The organism is Rhodoferax sp. BLA1 (assembly GCF_013416775.1).
Classification (GTDB): domain Bacteria; phylum Pseudomonadota; class Gammaproteobacteria; order Burkholderiales; family Burkholderiaceae_C; genus Rhodoferax.
The window spans coordinates 50,281-69,941 of record NZ_SZVI01000009.1; the positions used below are offsets into that span (position 1 = coordinate 50,281).

Below are 19,661 nucleotides of genomic sequence, written 5' to 3' on the forward strand. Positions count from 1 at the left end.
GGTAACAATCACGACCCGTGAGGGTCTTGTGGTGAGTTATGCAATGTCTGTGCCAGGAGTTTTGGTGGGATTTGGGTGAGTTCTGGGCACAAATCTGCCGGCTTGCACGTTAAAAGGGCACCTTGGATGTGCAATGCACCATCTCGAACCGAAGTTGGTGCAAAAAAAGCCGTTCGTACCCGCCTGCGCCCTCTGCGGTTAGCCCAGCAGGTCAGCCACATCCAGCATACGTTGGGCCACATCGACCAAGCGCAGGTTTTTGTCCATGGCGGTTTTGCGCAGCCGGGCATAAGCTTCACCCTCGCTCAGGTGCTGGCGCTCCATCAGCACCGCCTTGGCACGTTCAATCACTTTGCGGTCTTTGAGTTCGGCGCTGAGTTCATTGACTTCGCTCCTGGCGTCGGCCAGTTCCTTGAGCAAGGCTTGTTCGTGGTGGAAGCGGGCGATGGCCACGTCCAGAATCGGGCGGATGCGCTCCGGTGACAGGCCCGCCACGATGTAGGCCGACACACCTGCGGCCACAGCGGCGCGCACATGGGAGGTGTCGTTGTCGTTGGTGAACATGACGATCGGGCGACGTGCATCACGGGTGGCGATGACCACATGCTCGAGCGCGTCACGCGCTTCACTCTCGGCATCCACAATCACCAAGTCCGGTTGCAATTGCGCCAGACGTTCGGTCAAAAACACGTCTGCCGGGATGGACGCCACCAAGTTGAAGCCGCTTTCCAGCAGCCCGATGCGCAGGCTGCGCGAGCGTTCGGCCAGCGCCAACGCATGTTCACCTGAACTCTCGGAAATATCCAGATCAGGAGCAATCACAACAATTCTGAGGGCTTCAACCATGGTTTATTCAAGCAAAACACAGACCATGCCAAACGTCGGTCGAACCGGACCGGGTGTATTCGCTGCAGAAGTCGTTATATGAGGTCCATCGGGGTGTTGGCATCACCGGATTGTGATCGACACGGGAAAACACCGGTTGGTCATGGTTTCACAGCCTTCAGTTGTGAACTACAGACCTCGGGTTCAAACGGTGACTCAACCGTGCCATCAATAAAAAACCCGCACAAGGCGGGTTTTTGGAGGAGGGGTGGTGAACCGATCAGCCGCCGTGGAGCTTCATCATCACCGGCACAATCAGCAGCGCCACGATGTTGATGATCTTGATCAGCGGGTTCACGGCCGGGCCTGCGGTGTCTTTGTAGGGGTCGCCCACGGTGTCGCCGGTCACGGCAGCTTTGTGGGTCTCAGAACCCTTGCCACCAAAATGGCCGTCTTCGATGTATTTCTTGGCGTTGTCCCAGGCGCCGCCACCGGTACACATCGAGATCGCCACAAACAGGCCGGTCACGATGGTGCCCATCAGCAAACCACCCAAAGCCGCCGGGCCAAGGATCAGGCCCACCAAAATCGGCGCCACCACCGGCAGCAGCGATGGGATCATCATTTCCTTGATGGCCGCGGTGGTCAACATGTCGACTGCGCGGCCGTATTCGGGCTTGGCAGTACCTTCCATGATGCCCTTGATCTCGCGGAACTGGCGGCGCACTTCGACCACCACGCTACCCGCAGCGCGGCCCACCGCTTCCATCGCCATGGCGCCAAACAGGTAGGGAATCAGGCCACCGATGAACAGGCCGATGATGACCATCGGGTCGCTCAGATCAAAGGTGATGTGTTTGCCATAGACATCGAGTTTGTGGGTGTAGTCGGCAAACAGCACCAGCGCGGCCAGACCGGCCGAACCAATCGCGTAACCTTTGGTCACCGCCTTGGTGGTGTTGCCCACCGCGTCCAGCGGGTCGGTGATGTCACGCACGCTGGCGGGCATTTCACTCATTTCGGCAATACCACCGGCGTTGTCGGTGATCGGGCCGTAGGCGTCCAGCGCCACGATGATGCCGGCCATGCTGAGCATGGAGGTGGCCGCAATCGCAATCCCGTACAAACCAGCCAGTTCGTAAGCCGAATAAATGCCTGCACAAACAAACAACACCGGCCAGGCGGTGGAGCGCATCGACACACCCAGACCGGCAATGATGTTGGTGCCATGGCCTGTTGTAGAGGCTTCGGCAATGTGCTGCACTGGTTTGTATTGGGTGCCGGTGTAGTACTCGGTGATCCAGACCAGCACACCGGTCAGCACCAGGCCCACGGTGCAGGCGCCAAACAGGCTGCCTGCGCCAATGATGCGGCCATCGGCCAGCGTCAGCGCTTGCGGGAACAGGCTTTGGGTCACAAAATAAAACGCCACCAGCGACAGACCACCGGCCACCGCCAGGCCCTTGTAGAGCGCAGGCATCACGTTTTTCATGCCAGGTGAGGCCTTGACAAAGAAGCAACCGATGATGGATGCCACGATCGACACCGCGCCGAGGGCCAGCGGGTACAACACCGCGTTGGGGCCGACGCCGGTGATCAGCAGGGCGCCCAGCACCATGGTGGCGATCAGGGTCACGGCGTAGGTTTCAAACAGGTCAGCGGCCATACCGGCGCAGTCACCCACGTTGTCACCGACGTTGTCGGCAATCACCGCCGGGTTGCGCGGGTCATCTTCCGGGATGCCGGCCTCGACCTTGCCCACCAGGTCAGCGCCCACGTCAGCACCTTTGGTGAAGATACCGCCGCCCAAGCGGGCAAAAATCGAGATCAGCGAGGAGCCAAAGGCAAAACCGATCAGCGGGTTGAGTTTGGCTGCAGTGGCCACGCCGTCCGGTACCAGGAACCAGTAAAAACCGGTCACGCCCAGCAGGCCCAAGCCCACCACCAGCATGCCGGTGATGGCGCCGCCACGGAAAGCCACGTCCAACGCCGGGCCAATGCCCTTGGTGGCCGCTTGAGCGGTACGCACATTGGCGCGCACCGACACATTCATACCGATGAAACCACAAGCGCCTGAGAGCACCGCGCCCACCACAAAACCGACTGCACTCAAGGGGTCCAGAAACACACCAATCAGCACAGCGAGCACCACGCCGACCACGGCGATGGTTTTGTACTGGCGGGCCAGGTAGGCTGCCGCACCGGTCTGGATGGCAGCCGCAATGTCTTGCATACGCTGGTTGCCAGCATCTTGGGAAAGGATCCAGCTACGGGCCCAGAAGCCATAGCCGACGGCGATCAAGCCGCAGATAAGCGCCAGAATCAGCGCAGAGTTGCCTGTCATTTGATAAATCTCCTGAAGTTGCTTCGCGAGGGAGTGGTGCAACGCAATCGGCACCACCGCTGCGTTGCTTCCTCGCCTCCGCGCACCCGTGAGGTGACTGCAGGGACGGTTGGCCAACGGGCAGACTGTAACGCCAAAAATGCGGCTGTTGGGCCGCTTGAAAGGGGCCAGTCAGTAAAATCAGACTTAATCTCAGATGTTCTTGATTTAAACCAAACCGTGCACAAACCATGTCATTAAATACCGTTACCCCCGGCTCTAAAGTGCCTGAAGAGTTCAATGTCATCATCGAAATCCCGATGAATGCCGACCCGGTCAAGTACGAGGTGGACCACGAAACGCACGCGATTTATGTCGACCGTTTTATGAGCACGGCCATGCATTACCCCACCAACTACGGTTATGTGCCACAAACCATCAGCGGTGACGGTGACCCGGTGGATGTGCTGGTGGTCACCCCGGTGCCCCTGATCCCGGGGGTGGTGGTGACCTGCCGTGCCGTCGGCATCCTGAAGATGGAAGACGAAGCCGGTATGGACGGCAAGGTGCTGGCGGTGCCGATCGACAAGATTCTGTCGCTCTACAGCCGCTGGAAAAAGCCGGAAGACTTGCAACCCTTGCGCCTGAAGACCATTGCCCACTTCTTTGAACACTACAAAGATCTGGAAGACGGCAAATGGGTCAAGATCCTGGGTTGGGAAGGCCCCGAAGCCGCTCACCAGGAAATTCTGGAAGGCATTGAAAACTTCAAGAACTTCAAGAAAAAGTAAGCCATTTATGCCTTCAGCCCTTATTCAATAAGGGCTGATAGCTCTTGAAATTAGAGCATTTAGAGCGCCTGTTTGTGGACACAGCAGGCGCTTTTTGCTGCTTGGCCCCAAACCCAGTGTTGTGACAGAGCGCGGGCCTAAACTTGTCCTTCTGTTTTGGAAAGGACGGCAAACCCCATGAAGTTGTTGCGTTACGGCCCGGCGGGCCAGGAAAAACCCGGTGTGCTGGATGCCAACGGCCAGGTGCGGTCTTTGAGTGCCTTGGTCGACGACATTGGCGGCACCACCTTGTCGCCCAAGTGTCTGGCGCATCTGCGCAGCCTGGACCTGAACAGTCTGCCGCTGGTTCCAGGTGTGCCGCAGCAGGACCTGCGCCTGGGGCCGTGTGTGGCCAAGGTGGGCAAATGCATCTGTATCGGTCTGAACTATGCCGACCATGCGGCAGAGTCCGGTATGCCGGTGCCGCCCGAGCCCGTGGTGTTTGGCAAATGGACCAGCGCCCTGAGCGGCCCGGACGACGCGGTACATATCCCCCGGGGTTCCCTCAAAACCGACTGGGAGGTGGAGCTGGCGGTGGTGATCGGGCAGGGCGGAAGCCACATTGCAGAGGCCGACGCGATGCAGCATGTGGCCGGTTACTGCGTGATGAACGATGTGTCCGAGCGCGACTTTCAGCTCAACCGCAGCGGCACCTGGGACAAGGGCAAGGGCTGTGACACCTTCGGCCCGCTGGGTCCGTGGTTGGTGACCGCTGACGAGGTGCCTGACCCGCAGGCGCTGTCACTGTGGCTGGAGGTGGACGGCCACCGCTACCAAAACGGCAGCACAGCCACCATGGTCTACCAGGTGCCGTTCCTGGTCAGTTACCTGAGCCGCTTCATGAGTTTGCAGCCTGGCGACGTGATCTCCACCGGCACCCCACCTGGTGTTGGCATGGGCCAGAAGCCACAGGTTTTCCTGCGCGCCGGCCAGACCATGCGGTTAGGTGTTGAGGGGCTGGGTGTGCAGACGCAGCGGTTGGTGCAGGGGTAAGCGGCTGTCAAGCTGCTGTTGAATTCGCCCCAGCCCAAATACAAAAAGCCCAACGGGATTCAGTTAGGCTTTTTCATTTTTGGTATTAGCCCCTTGCGTGGTCTGTTCGCGAGGGGCTTGCTTTTGTCAGCCTTGCCGCTCAAAAATAGCCGCAATCCCTTGGCCGCCGCCAATACACATGGTGACCAGCGCGTAGCGACCACCAATACGTTCCAGTTCGTACAGTGCTTTGACCGTGATCAGTGCCCCGGTGGCGCCAATCGGGTGGCCCAGTGAAATGCCGGAACCGTTTGGGTTGACCTTGGCTGGGTCCAGGCCCAGATCGCGGCTCACGGCACAGGCTTGTGCGGCAAAGGCTTCGTTGGCTTCGATCACATCCATGTCATTGACCGTGAGCCCGGCTTTTTTCAGGGCCATCTGGCTGGCGGGTACTGGGCCGATACCCATGTACTTCGGGTCGACACCCGCATGGGCGTAGGCCACCAGGCGTGCCAAGGGTGCGAGACCACGGGCCTTGGCGGTGGCAGCTTCCATCAGCACCACGGCGGCGGCGGCGTCGTTGATGCCGGAGGCGTTGCCCGCAGTCACGGTACCACCTTCTTTCATGAACGCTGGTTTGAGTTTGCTCAGTTCTGCCAGGGTGCAATTGGGGCGGAAGTGTTCGTCGGTCTCAAAAGCGACATCTCCTTTGCGGCTTTTTAAGATCACCGGCACGATCTGGCTTTTAAAACGGCCTTCTTCGATGGCACGTTGGGCACGGTTGTGGCTTTCCACGGCCAGCGCGTCCTGGTCGTCGCGGCTGATGCCCCACTTGGCGGCAATGTTCTCGGCGGTCAAACCCATGTGGATGGTCTCGAATGGGTCGTGCAGTGCACCCACCATCATGTCGATCATTTTGCTGTCGCCCATGCGCACACCCCAGCGCATGTTCAGGCTGGCATAAGGTGCTCGGCTCATGTTTTCGGCACCACCGCCAATGGCCACATCCGTGTCACCCAGCAAGATGGATTGGCTGGCCGACACAATGGCTTGCAGGCCTGAGCCGCACAGGCGGTTGACGTTAAAAGCCGGTGTGGCCTCGGGACAACCACCATGGATGGCCGCCACGCGTGACAGATACATGTCTTTGGGCTCGGTATTGACCACATGGCCAAACACCACATGCCCCACCTCTTTGCCCTCCACCTTGGCCCGCGACAGCACTTCGCGCACCACCTGAGCCGCCAGATCTGTCGGGGCAATGTCCTTGAGGCTGCCTCCGTAGGTACCGATGGCAGTGCGAACTGCACTCACAACAACAACGTCACGACCCATTTTTGTCTCCTCTGTGGTTTAAAAACATAGCGTCGATTCATCTTAGCCGTCACCCCTGCAAGTGGCTACCCAGGCAGACCCTAAGATCGGCCATATTCATTGAAACAGTGGTTAATTGCGAACATCAGCCACTGCTTGCTCACCAAAGTCCTTGCGACTCAGAAAAGCCAAGACCCGTGCCGCTGCGTCCTCGGCGCTGGTGAGTTGGTCGTTTGTTTTGAGCTGCGCAAAGTTGACCTGGTCGGGGAACAGGACCGGACTGGCGCTGCGCAGTTGTACCTGCATATCGGTGTCAATCACACCCGGGGCCAGAGAACAGACTTTGGCGCCGTTGGGTAGACCGGCTTCATCCAGCGCCAGGCAGCGGGTGAAGTGGTCCAGCCCGGCCTTGGCAGCGCAATACGCAGACTGCGAGGCCATGGGCCGCCGCCCCAGACCCGAGGAGATGTTCAGCACCCGGCGAAGTGTTTTCCAGGAACGGGTGCTGGCCAGAAAGGCGGCCGTCAACACCATCGGTGCTTCCAGACCAACACGCAGGGCCTGAGCCAGATCCGCAGGTTCGGAATCAGACAGCGGCACCAGGGGAGGAATCACACCCGCGTTGTTGATCAGGGTGGCACTGGCGATGGTATCGGGGTCCTGGGTCGCCAGCCAAAGCTTGAGCTGTTCAGCGGCGGGTATGGGGTCTGCCAGGTCAGTCACATACTGGGTCAATGCGGCGCCGCGTTGCTGGGCTGTGTTCGCCAGATGGGCGGACCTGCTGCGCGAGATACACAACAGCGCATGCTGTGGCGCCAACAATTGTTCTGCCAGGCAAAAGCCCATGCCACGTGAAGCTCCGGTGACGATGAAAAGATGGGTTGTCATAGGTCGATGTGTTGATAGGTGTCAATGGACAGGTGTTCTTGCCGCCTATCATTGACGATAAGCAAGGCCTTTGTTTTGACCAGGAGAAAAAAATGCTAGTCCAAATTCATACCGACAACCACATTGAAGGCACAGACGCTTTGGCGCAGTGGGCCAGCAGCAGCATCCAGGCTGCTTTGGCACGGTTCAGCGGCCAGATCACACGGGTGGAAGTGCATCTGAGTGATGAAAACGCGGGCAAGAAAAACACACAGGAAAGTATCCAGTGCACCATGGAGGCCCGTCTGGAAGGCCATCAACCCCTGGTGTTGAAACACCAGGGTGCCAATTTGAACCAGGCCATTGAAGGGGCCACAGAAAAAATGGGCCGTCTGATCGACGGCACGCTGGGCAAAACCGCTCGCAGCTGAGCTAAAAAGGTGCCGGGCTTAACCACCGCATCGGTTGTTTACTGACGGGATGGATCAAGCCCAGTTCGGTGGCGTGTAAGAGCAAGCGGGGTGCTTTTGCCTGCACGTCGGGCGGGGCGTACAGTGTGTCGCCCAGGATCGGGTGCCCGATGGCTTTCAGGTGAACCCGCAGTTGGTGGGAGCGCCCGGTGAGGGGTTCCAGTCGCAAACGGCTGGTGCCAGAGCTTGGATCCTGCGACAGCACTTGCCAGCGTGTCTGGCTTGGTTTGCCCAATTGGGCATCGATCACCCGCAGCGGGCGATGGGGCCAGTCCAGCGCGATGGGCAAATTGATCTCCTGCCACAGCCCCTCATCTTGCTGGCCCTGCGGTTGCAGCAGCCCGTCCACCACGGCCTCATACCGCTTATGCACTGCGCGACTGGCAAAAGCGTCATTCAACAAGCGCTGTGCCGCAGCGCCCCGCGCCATCAGCATCAAGCCCGATGTCGCCATATCCAGTCGATGAACAATGCTCGCATCAGCATAACAAGCTTGAACGCGTGAGGACAGGCAGTCTTGTTTGTCTTCACCCCGACCTGGCACACTCAGCAAGCCCGACGGCTTGTTCAGCACCAACAAGCTGTCGTCCTCGTACACCACCAATAGGTCAGCTAACTCAGGCGCCAAAACGAGCTTCAGTCAGAAGTTTTTGAACCGTGTCACAGAGTTCTTCGATGTCATTGGGCTTGTGGATCAAGGCCCTGGCGCCAGCGGCCAGCGCATCACGCTCAATTTCCGGCGTCACGTAGCCTGATGCCAAGGCCATGGGCAACTTGGGCAAGAGCAAAGCGACATCCCGAATCAGATCCACACCACTGTAACCAGGCATGTTGTAGTCTGTCACCAGCAGATCGGCCTGCTTGGGGTCTGAGCGCAAGGCTTCCAGAGCAATTTTGGGATTGGTGAAGGTGCTCACCACATAACCGCGACGGGTAAGCAAGCGGCGAACCAGAAAAACCAGCGCCTCATCGTCATCCACATACATGACCTTTTGACCGCTACCAGCCGCTGGACTGGCCGCCGCTGGCGGCGCGGCCAGGGCCACTGCCTTGAGCTGAGCCGCCTCTGCGGGAACCGGGAAATAAAGGGTGAAGGTACTGCCGCTGCCAAGTGTGCTTTGCACACGCACGCTGCCCTGATGGGCGCGCATGATGCCGTGCACCACAGACAGCCCCAACCCCGTGCCTTGGCCCACCGGTTTGGTGGTGAAAAATGGCTCAAAAACACGCTGCAAAATGGCCTCGGACATACCTGCGCCGGTGTCGCTGACGGTGAGTTTGATGTGTTGCCCACGCAGGCCACTGCGGCGCTCGGACGGGTCGGTCAGGCTGCGCAGGCTGTAGCCCAACTCCACCCGTATCGTGCCTTTGCGTTTGCCAATGGCATAAATGGCGTTGGTGCACAAGTTGAGCAACACCTGCTCGATTTGTGTGGCGTCTGCCATCACCGCCGGGGTGTCGGGGTCGATGTCCATGATCAGATCGACCTGCGGCGGCAGCGTGACCTTCAGCAGCCTGGCTGTTTCCACCACCACCTCGGCCAGTTGCAAAGGCACGCGGTGCGGCGGTTCATTGCGGCTGAAGGTCAGAATCTGCCTGACCAGGTCGCGCGCGCGCCGACCCGCCTTGTCGATCTCCATCAGGCTGGTGCTGACCGACGCATCGAGTTGTGCATCTTCGCGCGCCAGTTCCACATTGCCCAAAATGGCGCTGATGATGTTGTTGAAATCGTGGGCAATCCCGCCAGCCATCGTACCGATGGCCTGCATCTTTTGGGATTCGCGCAGCTGCGACTCCAGTGCGGTACGGTGCGCCTCCATCTTTTTTTGTGCGGTCAGGTCCCGGGCAAACAGGGTGACGATGTCACCATCGGGCTGGTGGTCAAACGACAGGCTGATGTCCAGCGGAACGGTATCACCCTCGGTCGTGACGCCTGACATCTCACCCAACTGGGCATGGCTGGTGATGTCGCTGTAAGACAGGGCGCGCACCGCATCGGGCAAAAACGTCACCAGCAGCTTGCCAATTGCCTGCTCGGCCGGGCAATGAAACAGCGTGGCAGCGGTCGGGTTAAACACGATGATGCGCTGGTTGCGGTCCACACAAATGATGGCATCCAGCGACGAGTTGATGATGGCCGCCAGGTGTGTCTTGCTTTGCAGCAACTCGGTGTTGCGCTGTTGCAGGGTGGCCGCACTGGCCTGCAAGGCGCTGCGCTGGGCCAGCAAGGGGCCCTGGTCAATGATGGCGCAGATAAAAACCGTGCGCTCGTCCTGGTTGGTGTCAATGCGCGAGATGTGCAGATCACCGGTGATGGTGCCGTTGGAGCCACCTGCAAACATCAGCTCATTGAGCTCACAGGCCCCGTCGATTCTGGCGGTGGCAAAGCCTTTTTGCATCAGGTCCAGGTCATTGGCAGACACCAGGGGCTGAAAGTAGGTCAGTGGTGGATCGCTCTCGACCGGGCGCAACAAGGCCAGCGCGCGGGCGTTGTTCTCCAGAATCTGGCCACTGTCATCCACCACCATCAGAGCCAGTGGCACATTGGAAAACAATGAGACAAAACGCTCGTAGGCGTCTTCGGCCGCACTCTGGCTAAAGCGCAGGGCTCGGTTCTGGATCTCCAACTCTGACTGGTAGTGGCGCAAGTCATCGACCAGGCGCGCTGTGGACACACTGGCGCCCGCTGGAACCAGTCGCCGCTCGGGGCCACCCAGCCGTTTTTTGATCGGCAATACCTCACCGCTCGCGCGCCAGCGCCCTCGCAAAGGTTTTCTCATAAGCCCTCAGATGTTGACAGCCAGCGCATTCTGTCAGCCACCAATCACCGCCTCATGACACGATCAACGTGGCGCGTTTTTGAGTTTGCCCCGCACCGGCACCACCGTCACCACAGTGGGACGCACCGCGTCGGCAGACACCGGCTTGGGTGGTGAGGTGTCTTTTTTGGGCTTTTTAACCATTTTGTTGCTTTGTTGACCTTTGGCCATGATGTTCTCCTGGGTAAAAAAGCCTGCACGCCGGTGTGGCGCGCAGTGTTTGGATTATCGGCGTACCACAGCGGTACCCGGCTCAAAGTCGGCGACTTTCAAGGGGCTGTTTTTGCTGATGAAGGCTCGCAAGACATCGGCATCCACAAAGCCGGTGTTGACAAAACTTGGGTGAGCACTGAGCTTGGGGTAACCGTCACCGCCGCTGGCCTGGAAGTTATTGATCGCCAAGCGGTAGGTTTTGCCTGGCTGTAAAGCCTGGCCTGCCACCCGCACCTTGCTGGCCTGGTCGGCAGCTACTTCCAGTTCCACCCCGGCAAATTGGGGGAAAGCACCGGAGTCGGGTGTCATTTTTGCAGCGGCATGCAGGTAGTCAGTGAGTTCCTGGCCAGTCAGGTCCACAGTGCACACGGTGTTGCCAAAAGGATGGACTTTGAGCACGTCTTTGTAGCTGATGGCGCCCGCCGCAATGGCGTCACGCACACCACCGGCGTTGACGATGGCCAGATCGGAGCTGGTTTTGTCCATCATGGCGCGACCAATCAGCACCCCCAGGTTGGTGGGCTGGCTGCGCACCAGCTTGCGGTCACCTTCCAGCCGCGCGTCGGTGGCACCGATCTGAACCTCGAGTTTGTCCTGGCCAAATTTCTGGTAAGGCGTCAACAGGGCCAGCATCTCGGGGTTTTCGGCGATGGCGCTGGTGTAGTGCACCAGGGCGGTCTTGCCGTCGGCGGCTTTGACGGGTTTCTTCAGGTTGATGGGGATGAGGGTGTAGTTGACCAGTTTGAACTCACCATTGTGATACTCAAAGTCAGCGCGGCCCACGTACTTGCCCCATTCATGGGCTTGCACAATCCAGGCGCCGTTCTGGCGGTCTGGTTGGCAGGCGGCGCCCGGCACATAGGCGCGGTCGAGCACATTCTCTGCCTTCATACACGCCGGGTTCTGGGTGTGACCACCCACCACCAGGTCAATGCCTGACACCGCGCGCGCCATCTCCACGTCGCCTGCGGCTTGGTTGCCGTGTTGGCCGTTTTCATAATGGCCCATGTGGGTGGCGGCAATCACCACGTCGGCCTGGCGGCGCAGCTCCGGCACCACCTTGCCTGCCTCCGTGATCGGGTTGCGGAAGTCCAGGCGCGCCACGTTCTCGGGCAGCACCATCTTGCGGGTGTCTTCGGTGGTCAGGCCCATCACGCCGACGCGCAGGCCACCCAGGTTAAACACCTTGTAGGCATCGAACATGCGTTGGCCGTTCTCGTAGATATTGGCCGAGAGCATGGGAAACTGCGCCAGGTCGCGTTGCATCTTGAGCACCGACAGGGGTTTGTCAAATTCGTGGTTGCCGACCGCCATGGCTTGGTAACCCAGCAGGTTCATGCCTTTGAAATCGGGCACAGCATCCTGCAGATCGGATTCTGGCACCCCGGTGTTGACGTCGCCGCCATCGAGCAACAAGGTGTAGCCACCTTGGGCCGCAACCTCACGGCGGATCTGATCCACCACGGTTTTGCGTGCCGCCATGCCGTATTCACCATCGCTGTTGTGCCAGAAGTGGCCATGGTGGTCGTTGGTATGCATCACCGTCAGGCGATAGGTTTTGTCGCGTTCGGGCGCTTGTGAAGCGCAGCCTGACAAAGCCATCACAATAGCCACTGACAGATAAACCGGGTGTAATTTCAGAAACATACAACAACTCCTTGGGTGGATGATTCAGGTATAAAAAACGACTCTAGCCCTTATAGATAAAGGGGGGTTAGGTATATAAAAGATAGCGAAAGCATCAAATGGCCTGGAGCTTTTGCAGCGCCAGTTCCAGAGTCTCTGTCTTCTTGGCAAAGCAGAAGCGGACCACCTGCTGGTCAAATCCGTTGCCATAAAACGCCGATAGCGGAATCGCTGCCACGCCAACTTCCGACGTCAGCCATTTGCAAAAGTCTGCTTCGGGCAAGTCATTGATCGCCGAAGTGTCCACCGACTGAAAGTAAGTGCCTTCACACGGCAGCAGCTTGAAACGGGTGTTGGCCAGGCCAGCGCGAAACAGGTCGCGTTTTTGCTGGTAGAAGTCCGACAAACCCAGGTACGGCGCCGGGTCGGCCATGTAGTGGGCCAGCGCGTATTGCACCGGGGTGTTGACGGTGAACACATTAAATTGATGCACCTTGCGAAACTCCGCCATCAGCGCTGCAGGTGCCGCCACATAACCCACCTTCCAACCGGTCACGTGGTAGGTTTTGCCAAAACTGGAGATCACAAACGCACGCTCAGCCAGTCCTGGGAAGCGGGCTGCGCTCTGATGCACTTGGTCATCAAACACCATATGTTCGTATGCTATACGGAGCGTAACACTGCACGAGTATCCCAATTCGTTGTAAACATTGATCATTATGGCTAATCAAGTGTCTTGATACTAGATGGATGTTAAGCTGGGTGGTCTTCCATCTAGTGTATGTCACCCTCAAACCATCCATAGCTAACCCCCGGCGCTGCGCGCCGAACCCTCTACCCGACGGATGAGCTGCCGGTTTATCAGACGACAGCAAATCATCCGATACGGCTTGCTGCCTAGACAGCTTCGATCACAATATATTCAGTGGCCCAGATGTAACAAGAGAACAAACATGAGCATTGAAGTTCGAACACCAACACTTATTACGAAATTACCCGATGTTGGCACAACTATTTTTACAGTAATGTCCGCGCTAGCCGCAGAAAAAGGCGCCGTCAATCTGGGGCAAGGATTTCCGGACTTTGACTGTGATCCACTACTGATAGACGTGGTGGCTGACGCCATGAAGCAAGGCTTGAACCAGTACCCGCCCATGACCGGAGTATTGGTGTTGCGGGACGCCATCGCCTTGAAAATTGAAGCTTTGTATGGGCGCCACTACGAACCGGCCAGTGAGATCACCATCACGGCGGGCGCTACACAAGCCATCATCACGAGTATTCTGGCCGTGGTTCATGCGGGTGACGAAGTGATTGTGCTGGAGCCTTGCTACGACAGCTACGTACCCAATATCGTGTTAGCTGGCGGTGTAACGGTGCGTGTGCCATTGACGCCTGGCACGTTTCGGCCTGACTTTGACAAAATTTCAGCCGCAATTACCACCAAGACCCGCGCCATCATCGTCAACTCACCGCACAACCCTAGCGCCACAGTCTGGACCAAAGCTGACATGCTCAGATTGCAGGATATTCTAGCGACCACTGACATACTCGTTATTAGCGATGAGGTTTATGAGCATACCGTTTATGAGGGCCAGCAGCACCAAAGCGTCGCTAGCTTTCCAGGCCTTGCAGCTAGATCTTTCGTAGTGTCAAGTTTTGGCAAAACCTACCATGTGACCGGTTGGAAAGTTGGCTATGTGGCGGCACCCGCTGCGTTGAGCACAGAATTTCGCAAGGTGCACCAGTTCAATGTGTTCACCGTCAACACGCCCGTGCAATACGGGCTGGCGTCTTATATGACCAACCCCCAGCCTTATCTGGACCTGCCCGTCTTCTATCAGCGCAAGCGTGACCTGTTTCGCGAGGGACTCGCACACACAAAGTTCAAATTGCTACCCAGCGAGGGAACTTATTTCCAATGTGTCGACTTCTCCGCAGTAAGTGACGTGAGCGAGACCGAGTTCTGTAAATGGCTGACCTCGGACATCGGCGTGGCGGCCATTCCGCTGTCGGCGTTTTACGGCAATGGTTTTGACCAGCGCGTGGTGCGGTTCTGCTTTGCCAAAAAAGATGGCACATTGAAAACAGCGCTGGAAAGGTTGGCCAAGTTGTAGCGACACAACTATCAGCACTTGCTGTGAGCCATGGATGAGTTGGTTGACCATAGGGCACGAGTCGCTGGCGTGTATGTCGGGCGATAATGCTTGCCGAGGCTGTGACGGCTTGTTTGGCAAGCTCGAGCTGCCCGTATCCGTGAAGCTTGGCGAAAGGCAATGATATGGGAGAGATGACAGATGGCCTGCCAATCACCCCCGCCGTCGTGCAGTGGGCACGTGAACGAGCAGGCTACTCGGTAGAGGACGCGAGCCTCAATTTCAAGAAAATTGCCTCCTGGGAGTCAGGTAAGGCACGGCCGACTTACATTCAGGTCGAGCAGATGGCTGAACGTTTCAAGATTCCCGTTGCCGTATTTTTCTTCCCTAAGCCGCCAGCTTTACCAGCGATCGAGCAGTCGTTTCGTACTCTCACGGCCGAAGATTTCACCGCAATCCCTCGCACGGTTCGACTATTTTTGCGCCGCGCTCAGGCGATGCAACTCAACCTGAGAGAGTTGAACGAAGGGAAGAACCCTGCGGAACAACTTATCACACGCAGTCTCAAATATTCTCCGAAAATATCTCTCGACAAGATCGCCGCAGATTTACGAGTCTATCTTGGGGTCAGTATCGACGAGCAGGTGAGTTGGAAGAGCGTCGACGACGCTCTGGAGAAATGGCGCGAAGTGTTCGCTAAAATAGCAGGTGTGTATGTCTTCAAAGACGCCTTCCACGCACCCAGCTACTTCGGGTTCTGTCTGTACGACGACGAATTCCCTGTCATCTACATCAATAACAGCTCAGCAAAATCACGGCAGATTTTTACGCTCTTCCATGAGCTAGGGCACCTGCTCTTCCAGACCAGCGGTGTTGACATCCTCGACGACTCGTTCCTTAAACATATTGGTGCCAACGAGCAAAAGATAGAAATCATCTGCAATGGCCTAGCCGCGCGGGTCCTAGTGCCAGATGACGTGCTCGAAAAGATGCTAGTGGGTATGAAGATCGGCCGTCAGGCGGCAAGTCAACTTGCCGATCATTTCAATGTCAGCCGCGAGGTGATATATCGCAAGTTCCTGGACCGCGGTTTGATCGAAGCTGGTGAATACAGTGCGGCGGCTAAAGACTGGACGACACAGATTAGCCCTAAGGAAAAAAATTCCGGAAACTTCTACAACAGCCATCGCACCTACTTGGGCCAGAGATATATAGATCTCGCGTTCACAAAGTATCACCAACAACGCTTTGATCGAGGGCAACTTGCCGAATACCTGAATCTCAAGCCGAGGAACCTGCCGACCTTCGCAGGTAAGTTTGCGGGTGGAGTGCTCTAATGTACGTCCTGGACACCAACGTCATCTCGAATTTACACAAGAACTACTATCGGAAACGCTTTGTTTCGCTCTGGAAAGAGTTCGACCTACTAGTAGCTAACGGCAAGATCACGTCTACGCGTGAGGCCTTCCACGAGCTGCACGACGGTGTGGCGGGGGCGGACACTGATTGGGCGAAGGCAAATGCAAAGATATTCACCACTCCAGACGCAAAAGAGGGTGCTTTCGTTGGCCAAATCTACTCAATGGCCCATTTTCAGGCCAACATCGAGAAGCAAAAGCTCTACAAGGGAGGACGTAACGCTGACTCATTCATCGTGGCTCGCGCATACGCCATTGGTGGCACGGTTGTGACGATGGAACGACTTAAACCGAACGCCGTGAAGGTGCCCAATATCTGTGAGCACTTCAAAATCCCTTATCTTGATTTGGAAGGTTTCATGGAAAAAGAGGGCTGGGTGTTTTGAACCGTGCGACCGGTGGAATGCAACATAGATAACAGCTTGCCTAATTACGGATACCAGCTCACGCAAGAAGGTCTCCAAAAATAGCGTCGCAATCAGCGAGTTCAGAGGCATATACCTCCTGAAACAATTGTCGAACTTGGTCGAGCTCGTCGTCCCTCAATGCACGCATGCCCGCGTATAAGAGGGCGCGCCAATAGTTGTAGGGCGAAACCCGCATACACGCCAACCTCTTCCTTTGTTGCTTGAAAAGCGAGAGCCTGAGATCGGTCAACGAATCCAAATCCAGATCATCAGAAATTTTCAATCCTAGCGATGAGAACTCGCCAAGGACGCGTTGCTTAATATCGTAGACCGCGTTCCAAGTCTCCATTTTTTCAGCCACAACTGGATTATTTGGCACAAAAGTGATGGTTGCAGCAGGGCCTGTTGCATGAAAGTCGATTCCCATCTGAACCAGTCCGAATGCGGATTCCTTCCACGGGTCAAAGCTCAGTCGGCGCTCCTTTCTAGCGTTATGCAACACATCTTTGGCTAACTTCGCATCGGAATTGCAGAACTTGCAAGTGGGAAGAAGGTTGGTGGGTTGCAAGGCTATAAGCGGGTAGTCGGTCTCAGACAGCAGATGATCAAAAGCTGCCTTCCATTGCTGCTCGTCAGGCACACCATTCCGATACTGGGCCAATACTGAAGTCCCACACACGCCGCAGACTTTGCCATTACCGGGGGAAGTTTGAGCCGAGTAGAGGGTCGGCCGTGATTCCTGAAAAGTTCGCAGAATCACACCTAACTGCTTGTTTTATATGATTTTCTCTGATCTTTGGCTTGGCTTTTGATTCGGTGCTTGAACTGAGTGGTTGCTGGCGGCCTGGTTTGAGCTGCCATCATGGCTTGCAACTGCTTCAAGACATCGGCATTTGCGTCTACCTGGGCATTGAGCAAGGTACGCAGTTCGTCGGCACGTTCATTGGCCGTAGCCAAAGCTTGATGCGCGATGCGCAGTTCTTCGTCGGCATTTCGCAACCTTTGCGTTAACTCGTTTGTCCTCGTCTCCAAAGCGTTGGTGGCGTCTAGGGCACGCTGCTGCAACTCAGTTGCCTGAGCCTTTGCCCGTTTTACATCCTGTCGCTCTCGGTCGATCTCCGCCATCAGACGACGCTCATTGGCGAGCGCCCGCTCGTCAGAACGCAAGCGTTCCTCTGCGTGATGTTTGGATTTTTCGTCAAATGCCTGGCGCTCGGCTTCCCGTTGTTGCTCGACGGTCGACAGCCTGGCTTGGACTTCTAAGATCTTGTTGTCTCGCTCTGCAAGTGCCGTTTGCAAATGCCGCAACTGGTTCTCCAGCGCACTGATTTGCTTTTGAGAAACCTCGTGCGCCCGATCAGCCGCTGCCAGGCGCTCCACCAGGACGGCTTCCTGTTGTGTGAGTGCTGAAGCCTGAATCTCGACAGCGGCGCGTTCAGCCGCCAATGCCTCACGGTCCTTCGTAAATGAACTTTCAGCATCCTGGCGGGCTTGAGAAAGTGCTATTTCCCAGAGCTTTGCGGCGCTTGACTGTACTGCCACAGGTAGCCCCGGCATGTCCTTTTTTGCCCCACTTACGCCGAGGCGCGGCCCCAAAGTGGCGAACCAAGCCTCCAGCATCGGGCTGACGGTGTTGGGAGAGCCGCTTCCAATTTTCTGGCGAACCCGCTCAATCGTCGGGCGCAGACCTTCGGCGATCAAAGCATCTGCCGCCGCCCACACATCGTCTTGCTGGACACCTCGCGTACTTTTCATTTGCATCGCTCTACTCCGACTGTTATATTTACCGACGATAAGAGATTGTTATCGTGATCTATTGTGTATTTGCGTAACACATCATACATAACATGTATGAATTAGTCATAACTCTGCCTGGATTCAACCATGCGTTTGCCTGCTCTTCAGAAAATTCCGGCTTTACAGCCCACCGAGCTCAGCGATGTGACCCAACGCGCCGTCGAAGAGTTGCTGCGCGAAGGTGAGTCGCAAAACACCCTGATGAGCTATCGCAGTGCTTTGCGTTACTGGGCCGCCTGGTACGGCCTGCGTTATGGCGTGATGGTTCAGTTGCCGGTGGCCACGCCCTGCGTGCTGCAATTCATCGTCGACCATGCCGAGCGCACCACGCCCAAAGGGCTGGTCTCGGAATTACCTGCCGAGATTGACCAGGCGCTGGTCCAGGGTGGCTACAAAGGCAAGCTCGGTGCCATGGCGCACAACACCCTCGTGCACCGCATCGCCGTGCTGTCAAAGGCCCATCAACTGCGACAGCTCAAAAATCCATGCCATGACCCCAAGGTGCGCGAATTGCTGTCGCGTACTCGCAAGGCTTACGCCAAGCGTGGGGCTATGCCGCAACGCAAAGACGCCCTGACAAAGGAGCCGTTGCAGGCGCTGCTGGCTACCTGCGACGATACTTTGCGCGGTAAGCGTGACCGCGCCTTGCTGCTTTTTGCCTGGGCCAGCGGTGGACGCAGGCGTTCGGAGGTGACAAGTGCCGAAATTCAGTTTTTGAAGCGCGTGGGACCGACCGACTTCATCTACACCTTAGCCTATTCCAAGACCAATCAATCCGGTACAGATTTGCCGGAAAACAGCAAACCGATAGTAGGAGCTGCGGGCAAAGCGCTTGACGACTGGCTGCAGACCAGCAAGATTGCAGAAGGTTTTATTTTCAGGAGAATCCGAAAAGGCGGACACCTTGGTGAAGCGCTCTCCCCGGCTGCAGTGCGCGCCGTCGTCAAGGATCGATGTGCCTTGGCGGGGATTGAAGGTGACTTCTCTGCCCACTCGTTACGATCTGGCTTTGTGACAGAAGCTGGACGCCAGAACATACCACTGGCTGAAACCATGACGATGACAGGTCATCACAGTGTGGCCACTGTGTTGAGCTATTTCAGGACGCAGTCGACGTTAATGAGTGATGCAGCCAATTTGCTTGATCTGTGACTGAACGGAGAAAATTGATCGCATCAAAGGGTTCTCGTGCGAGCCGTGCAAATTTTGGCGGAACCATAAAATGGTTCCGATAGCGCAGTCGAGATCATCTCGGTAATTCGAAGTTGAACTACACCGCTGACGCGGCGGTGGGTCTAAGGCAGGCCGCCACCGCATTTTGTTTGCGCATGAGTTGTGCAAAAGGCCGATGAGGACAAGCCTTCATGCTGGGGAATCTTCCCCGGACTTTGATGGAGATTGTCATGACAACACCCCTGCACCAGAGCATGGTAGATGTCATGGTCCCCCGTGGTTTTTCCGTTCGCACACAAGAGAGTTACGTCGAAACCTGATCTCGCGCATGGCGCGCCACTACCACCACAGCCCGGCACTACTGAGCAAAGACGAAGTCAGCTCCTATCTGTTGCACATGGTCAGTCAGCACGCGCCACCTCTCCTACAGCACAATGAACCGGGCGGCCTGTGTCGCGAGCTTTCTGTACGAGAAGGTTTTGGGATTTGACCCGGCTGTGTTTCACGTACC

At 57.0% G+C, this 19,661-nt stretch carries 17 protein-coding genes and 1 pseudogene; 7 read left to right on the forward strand and 11 right to left on the reverse strand.

Going from position 1 to position 19,661, the window contains the following annotated elements:
- Positions 1-198 precede the first annotated feature (198 nt).
- Both FDG13_RS08785 and FDG13_RS08790 read right to left on the reverse strand, forming a co-directional pair.
- Positions 199-846: an ANTAR domain-containing response regulator gene (locus tag FDG13_RS08785; RefSeq protein WP_180126842.1), complete on the reverse strand. Its 648-nt coding sequence runs from the start codon at positions 844-846 to the stop codon at positions 199-201.
- Between the two features lie 259 nt (positions 847-1,105).
- A complete protein-coding gene (locus FDG13_RS08790) occupies positions 1,106-3,169 on the reverse strand; it encodes a sodium-translocating pyrophosphatase (protein WP_180126844.1) in 2,064 nt (687 codons plus the stop codon).
- A 230-nt stretch (positions 3,170-3,399) separates the two neighbouring features.
- Here FDG13_RS08790 and ppa point away from each other — a divergent pair, with 230 nt between their 5' ends.
- Both ppa and FDG13_RS08800 read left to right on the forward strand, forming a co-directional pair.
- Positions 3,400-3,939, forward strand: coding sequence for an inorganic diphosphatase (ppa, locus tag FDG13_RS08795; RefSeq protein ID WP_078363200.1), 540 nt, complete (start codon positions 3,400-3,402; stop codon positions 3,937-3,939).
- Between the two features lie 177 nt (positions 3,940-4,116).
- Positions 4,117-4,971: a fumarylacetoacetate hydrolase family protein gene (locus tag FDG13_RS08800; protein ID WP_180126846.1), complete on the forward strand. Its 855-nt coding sequence runs from the start codon at positions 4,117-4,119 to the stop codon at positions 4,969-4,971.
- 126 nt (positions 4,972-5,097) lie between these two features.
- Here the strand turns inward: FDG13_RS08800 and bktB are convergent, their stop codons facing one another.
- Both bktB and FDG13_RS08810 read right to left on the reverse strand, forming a co-directional pair.
- A complete protein-coding gene (gene bktB / locus FDG13_RS08805; protein ID WP_180126848.1) occupies positions 5,098-6,285 on the reverse strand; it encodes a beta-ketothiolase BktB in 1,188 nt (395 codons plus the stop codon).
- A gap of 111 nt (positions 6,286-6,396) precedes the next feature.
- Positions 6,397-7,152, reverse strand: coding sequence for an SDR family NAD(P)-dependent oxidoreductase (locus FDG13_RS08810; protein ID WP_180126850.1), 756 nt, complete (start codon positions 7,150-7,152; stop codon positions 6,397-6,399).
- Positions 7,153-7,244: 92 nt separating this feature from the next.
- Here FDG13_RS08810 and FDG13_RS08815 point away from each other — a divergent pair, with 92 nt between their 5' ends.
- Positions 7,245-7,562, forward strand: a complete 318-nt coding sequence (locus FDG13_RS08815; protein ID WP_180126852.1) for an HPF/RaiA family ribosome-associated protein — start codon at positions 7,245-7,247, stop codon at positions 7,560-7,562.
- A 1-nt stretch (position 7,563) separates the two neighbouring features.
- On the opposite strand, the gene FDG13_RS08820 is transcribed toward FDG13_RS08815, so the two are convergent.
- The 5 genes and pseudogenes from FDG13_RS08820 to FDG13_RS08840 all read right to left on the reverse strand — a co-directional run.
- Complete coding sequence (locus FDG13_RS08820) at positions 7,564-8,229, reverse strand: RluA family pseudouridine synthase (protein ID WP_255435174.1); 666 nt, start codon at positions 8,227-8,229, stop codon at positions 7,564-7,566.
- Entirely contained in the window at positions 8,219-10,381 is a 2,163-nt protein-coding gene (locus FDG13_RS08825) for an ATP-binding protein (protein ID WP_180126854.1), read from the reverse strand. The genes FDG13_RS08820 and FDG13_RS08825 overlap by 11 nt, the downstream gene beginning before the upstream one ends.
- Before the next feature lie 63 nt (positions 10,382-10,444).
- On the reverse strand, positions 10,445-10,591 hold the full coding sequence (locus FDG13_RS08830) for a hypothetical protein (protein WP_180126856.1): 147 nt from the start codon (positions 10,589-10,591) through the stop codon (positions 10,445-10,447).
- Positions 10,592-10,645: 54 nt separating this feature from the next.
- Entirely contained in the window at positions 10,646-12,280 is a 1,635-nt protein-coding gene (gene ushA / locus FDG13_RS08835; protein WP_180126858.1) for a bifunctional UDP-sugar hydrolase/5'-nucleotidase UshA, read from the reverse strand.
- 94 nt (positions 12,281-12,374) lie between these two features.
- A pseudogene (locus tag FDG13_RS08840) lies at positions 12,375-12,920 on the reverse strand (aminotransferase class I/II-fold pyridoxal phosphate-dependent enzyme); the annotation flags it as partial.
- 292 nt (positions 12,921-13,212) lie between these two features.
- On the opposite strand from FDG13_RS08840, the gene FDG13_RS08845 reads away from it, so the two are divergent.
- The 3 genes from FDG13_RS08845 to FDG13_RS08855 all read left to right on the forward strand — a co-directional run bounded on the left by FDG13_RS08845 (position 13,213) and on the right by FDG13_RS08855 (position 16,159).
- Positions 13,213-14,376, forward strand: coding sequence for a pyridoxal phosphate-dependent aminotransferase (locus tag FDG13_RS08845; protein ID WP_180126860.1), 1,164 nt, complete (start codon positions 13,213-13,215; stop codon positions 14,374-14,376).
- 146 nt (positions 14,377-14,522) lie between these two features.
- A complete protein-coding gene (locus tag FDG13_RS08850) occupies positions 14,523-15,692 on the forward strand; it encodes an ImmA/IrrE family metallo-endopeptidase (protein WP_218942673.1) in 1,170 nt (389 codons plus the stop codon).
- On the forward strand, positions 15,692-16,159 hold the full coding sequence (locus tag FDG13_RS08855) for a PIN domain-containing protein (protein ID WP_180126863.1): 468 nt from the start codon (positions 15,692-15,694) through the stop codon (positions 16,157-16,159). The genes FDG13_RS08850 and FDG13_RS08855 overlap by 1 nt, the downstream gene beginning before the upstream one ends.
- Positions 16,160-16,217: 58 nt before the next feature.
- On the opposite strand, the gene FDG13_RS08860 is transcribed toward FDG13_RS08855, so the two are convergent.
- On the reverse strand, positions 16,218-16,940 hold the full coding sequence (locus FDG13_RS08860; RefSeq protein ID WP_180126865.1) for a hypothetical protein: 723 nt from the start codon (positions 16,938-16,940) through the stop codon (positions 16,218-16,220).
- Positions 16,941-16,942: 2 nt separating this feature from the next.
- Positions 16,943-17,941, reverse strand: coding sequence for a DNA-binding protein (locus FDG13_RS08865; RefSeq protein WP_078363112.1), 999 nt, complete (start codon positions 17,939-17,941; stop codon positions 16,943-16,945).
- Positions 17,942-18,064: 123 nt separating this feature from the next.
- Between FDG13_RS08865 and FDG13_RS08870 the strand changes: the two genes are divergently transcribed.
- Positions 18,065-19,129, forward strand: a complete 1,065-nt coding sequence (locus FDG13_RS08870) for a tyrosine-type recombinase/integrase (protein ID WP_180126867.1) — start codon at positions 18,065-18,067, stop codon at positions 19,127-19,129.
- Positions 19,130-19,661: the final 532 nt, after the last annotated feature.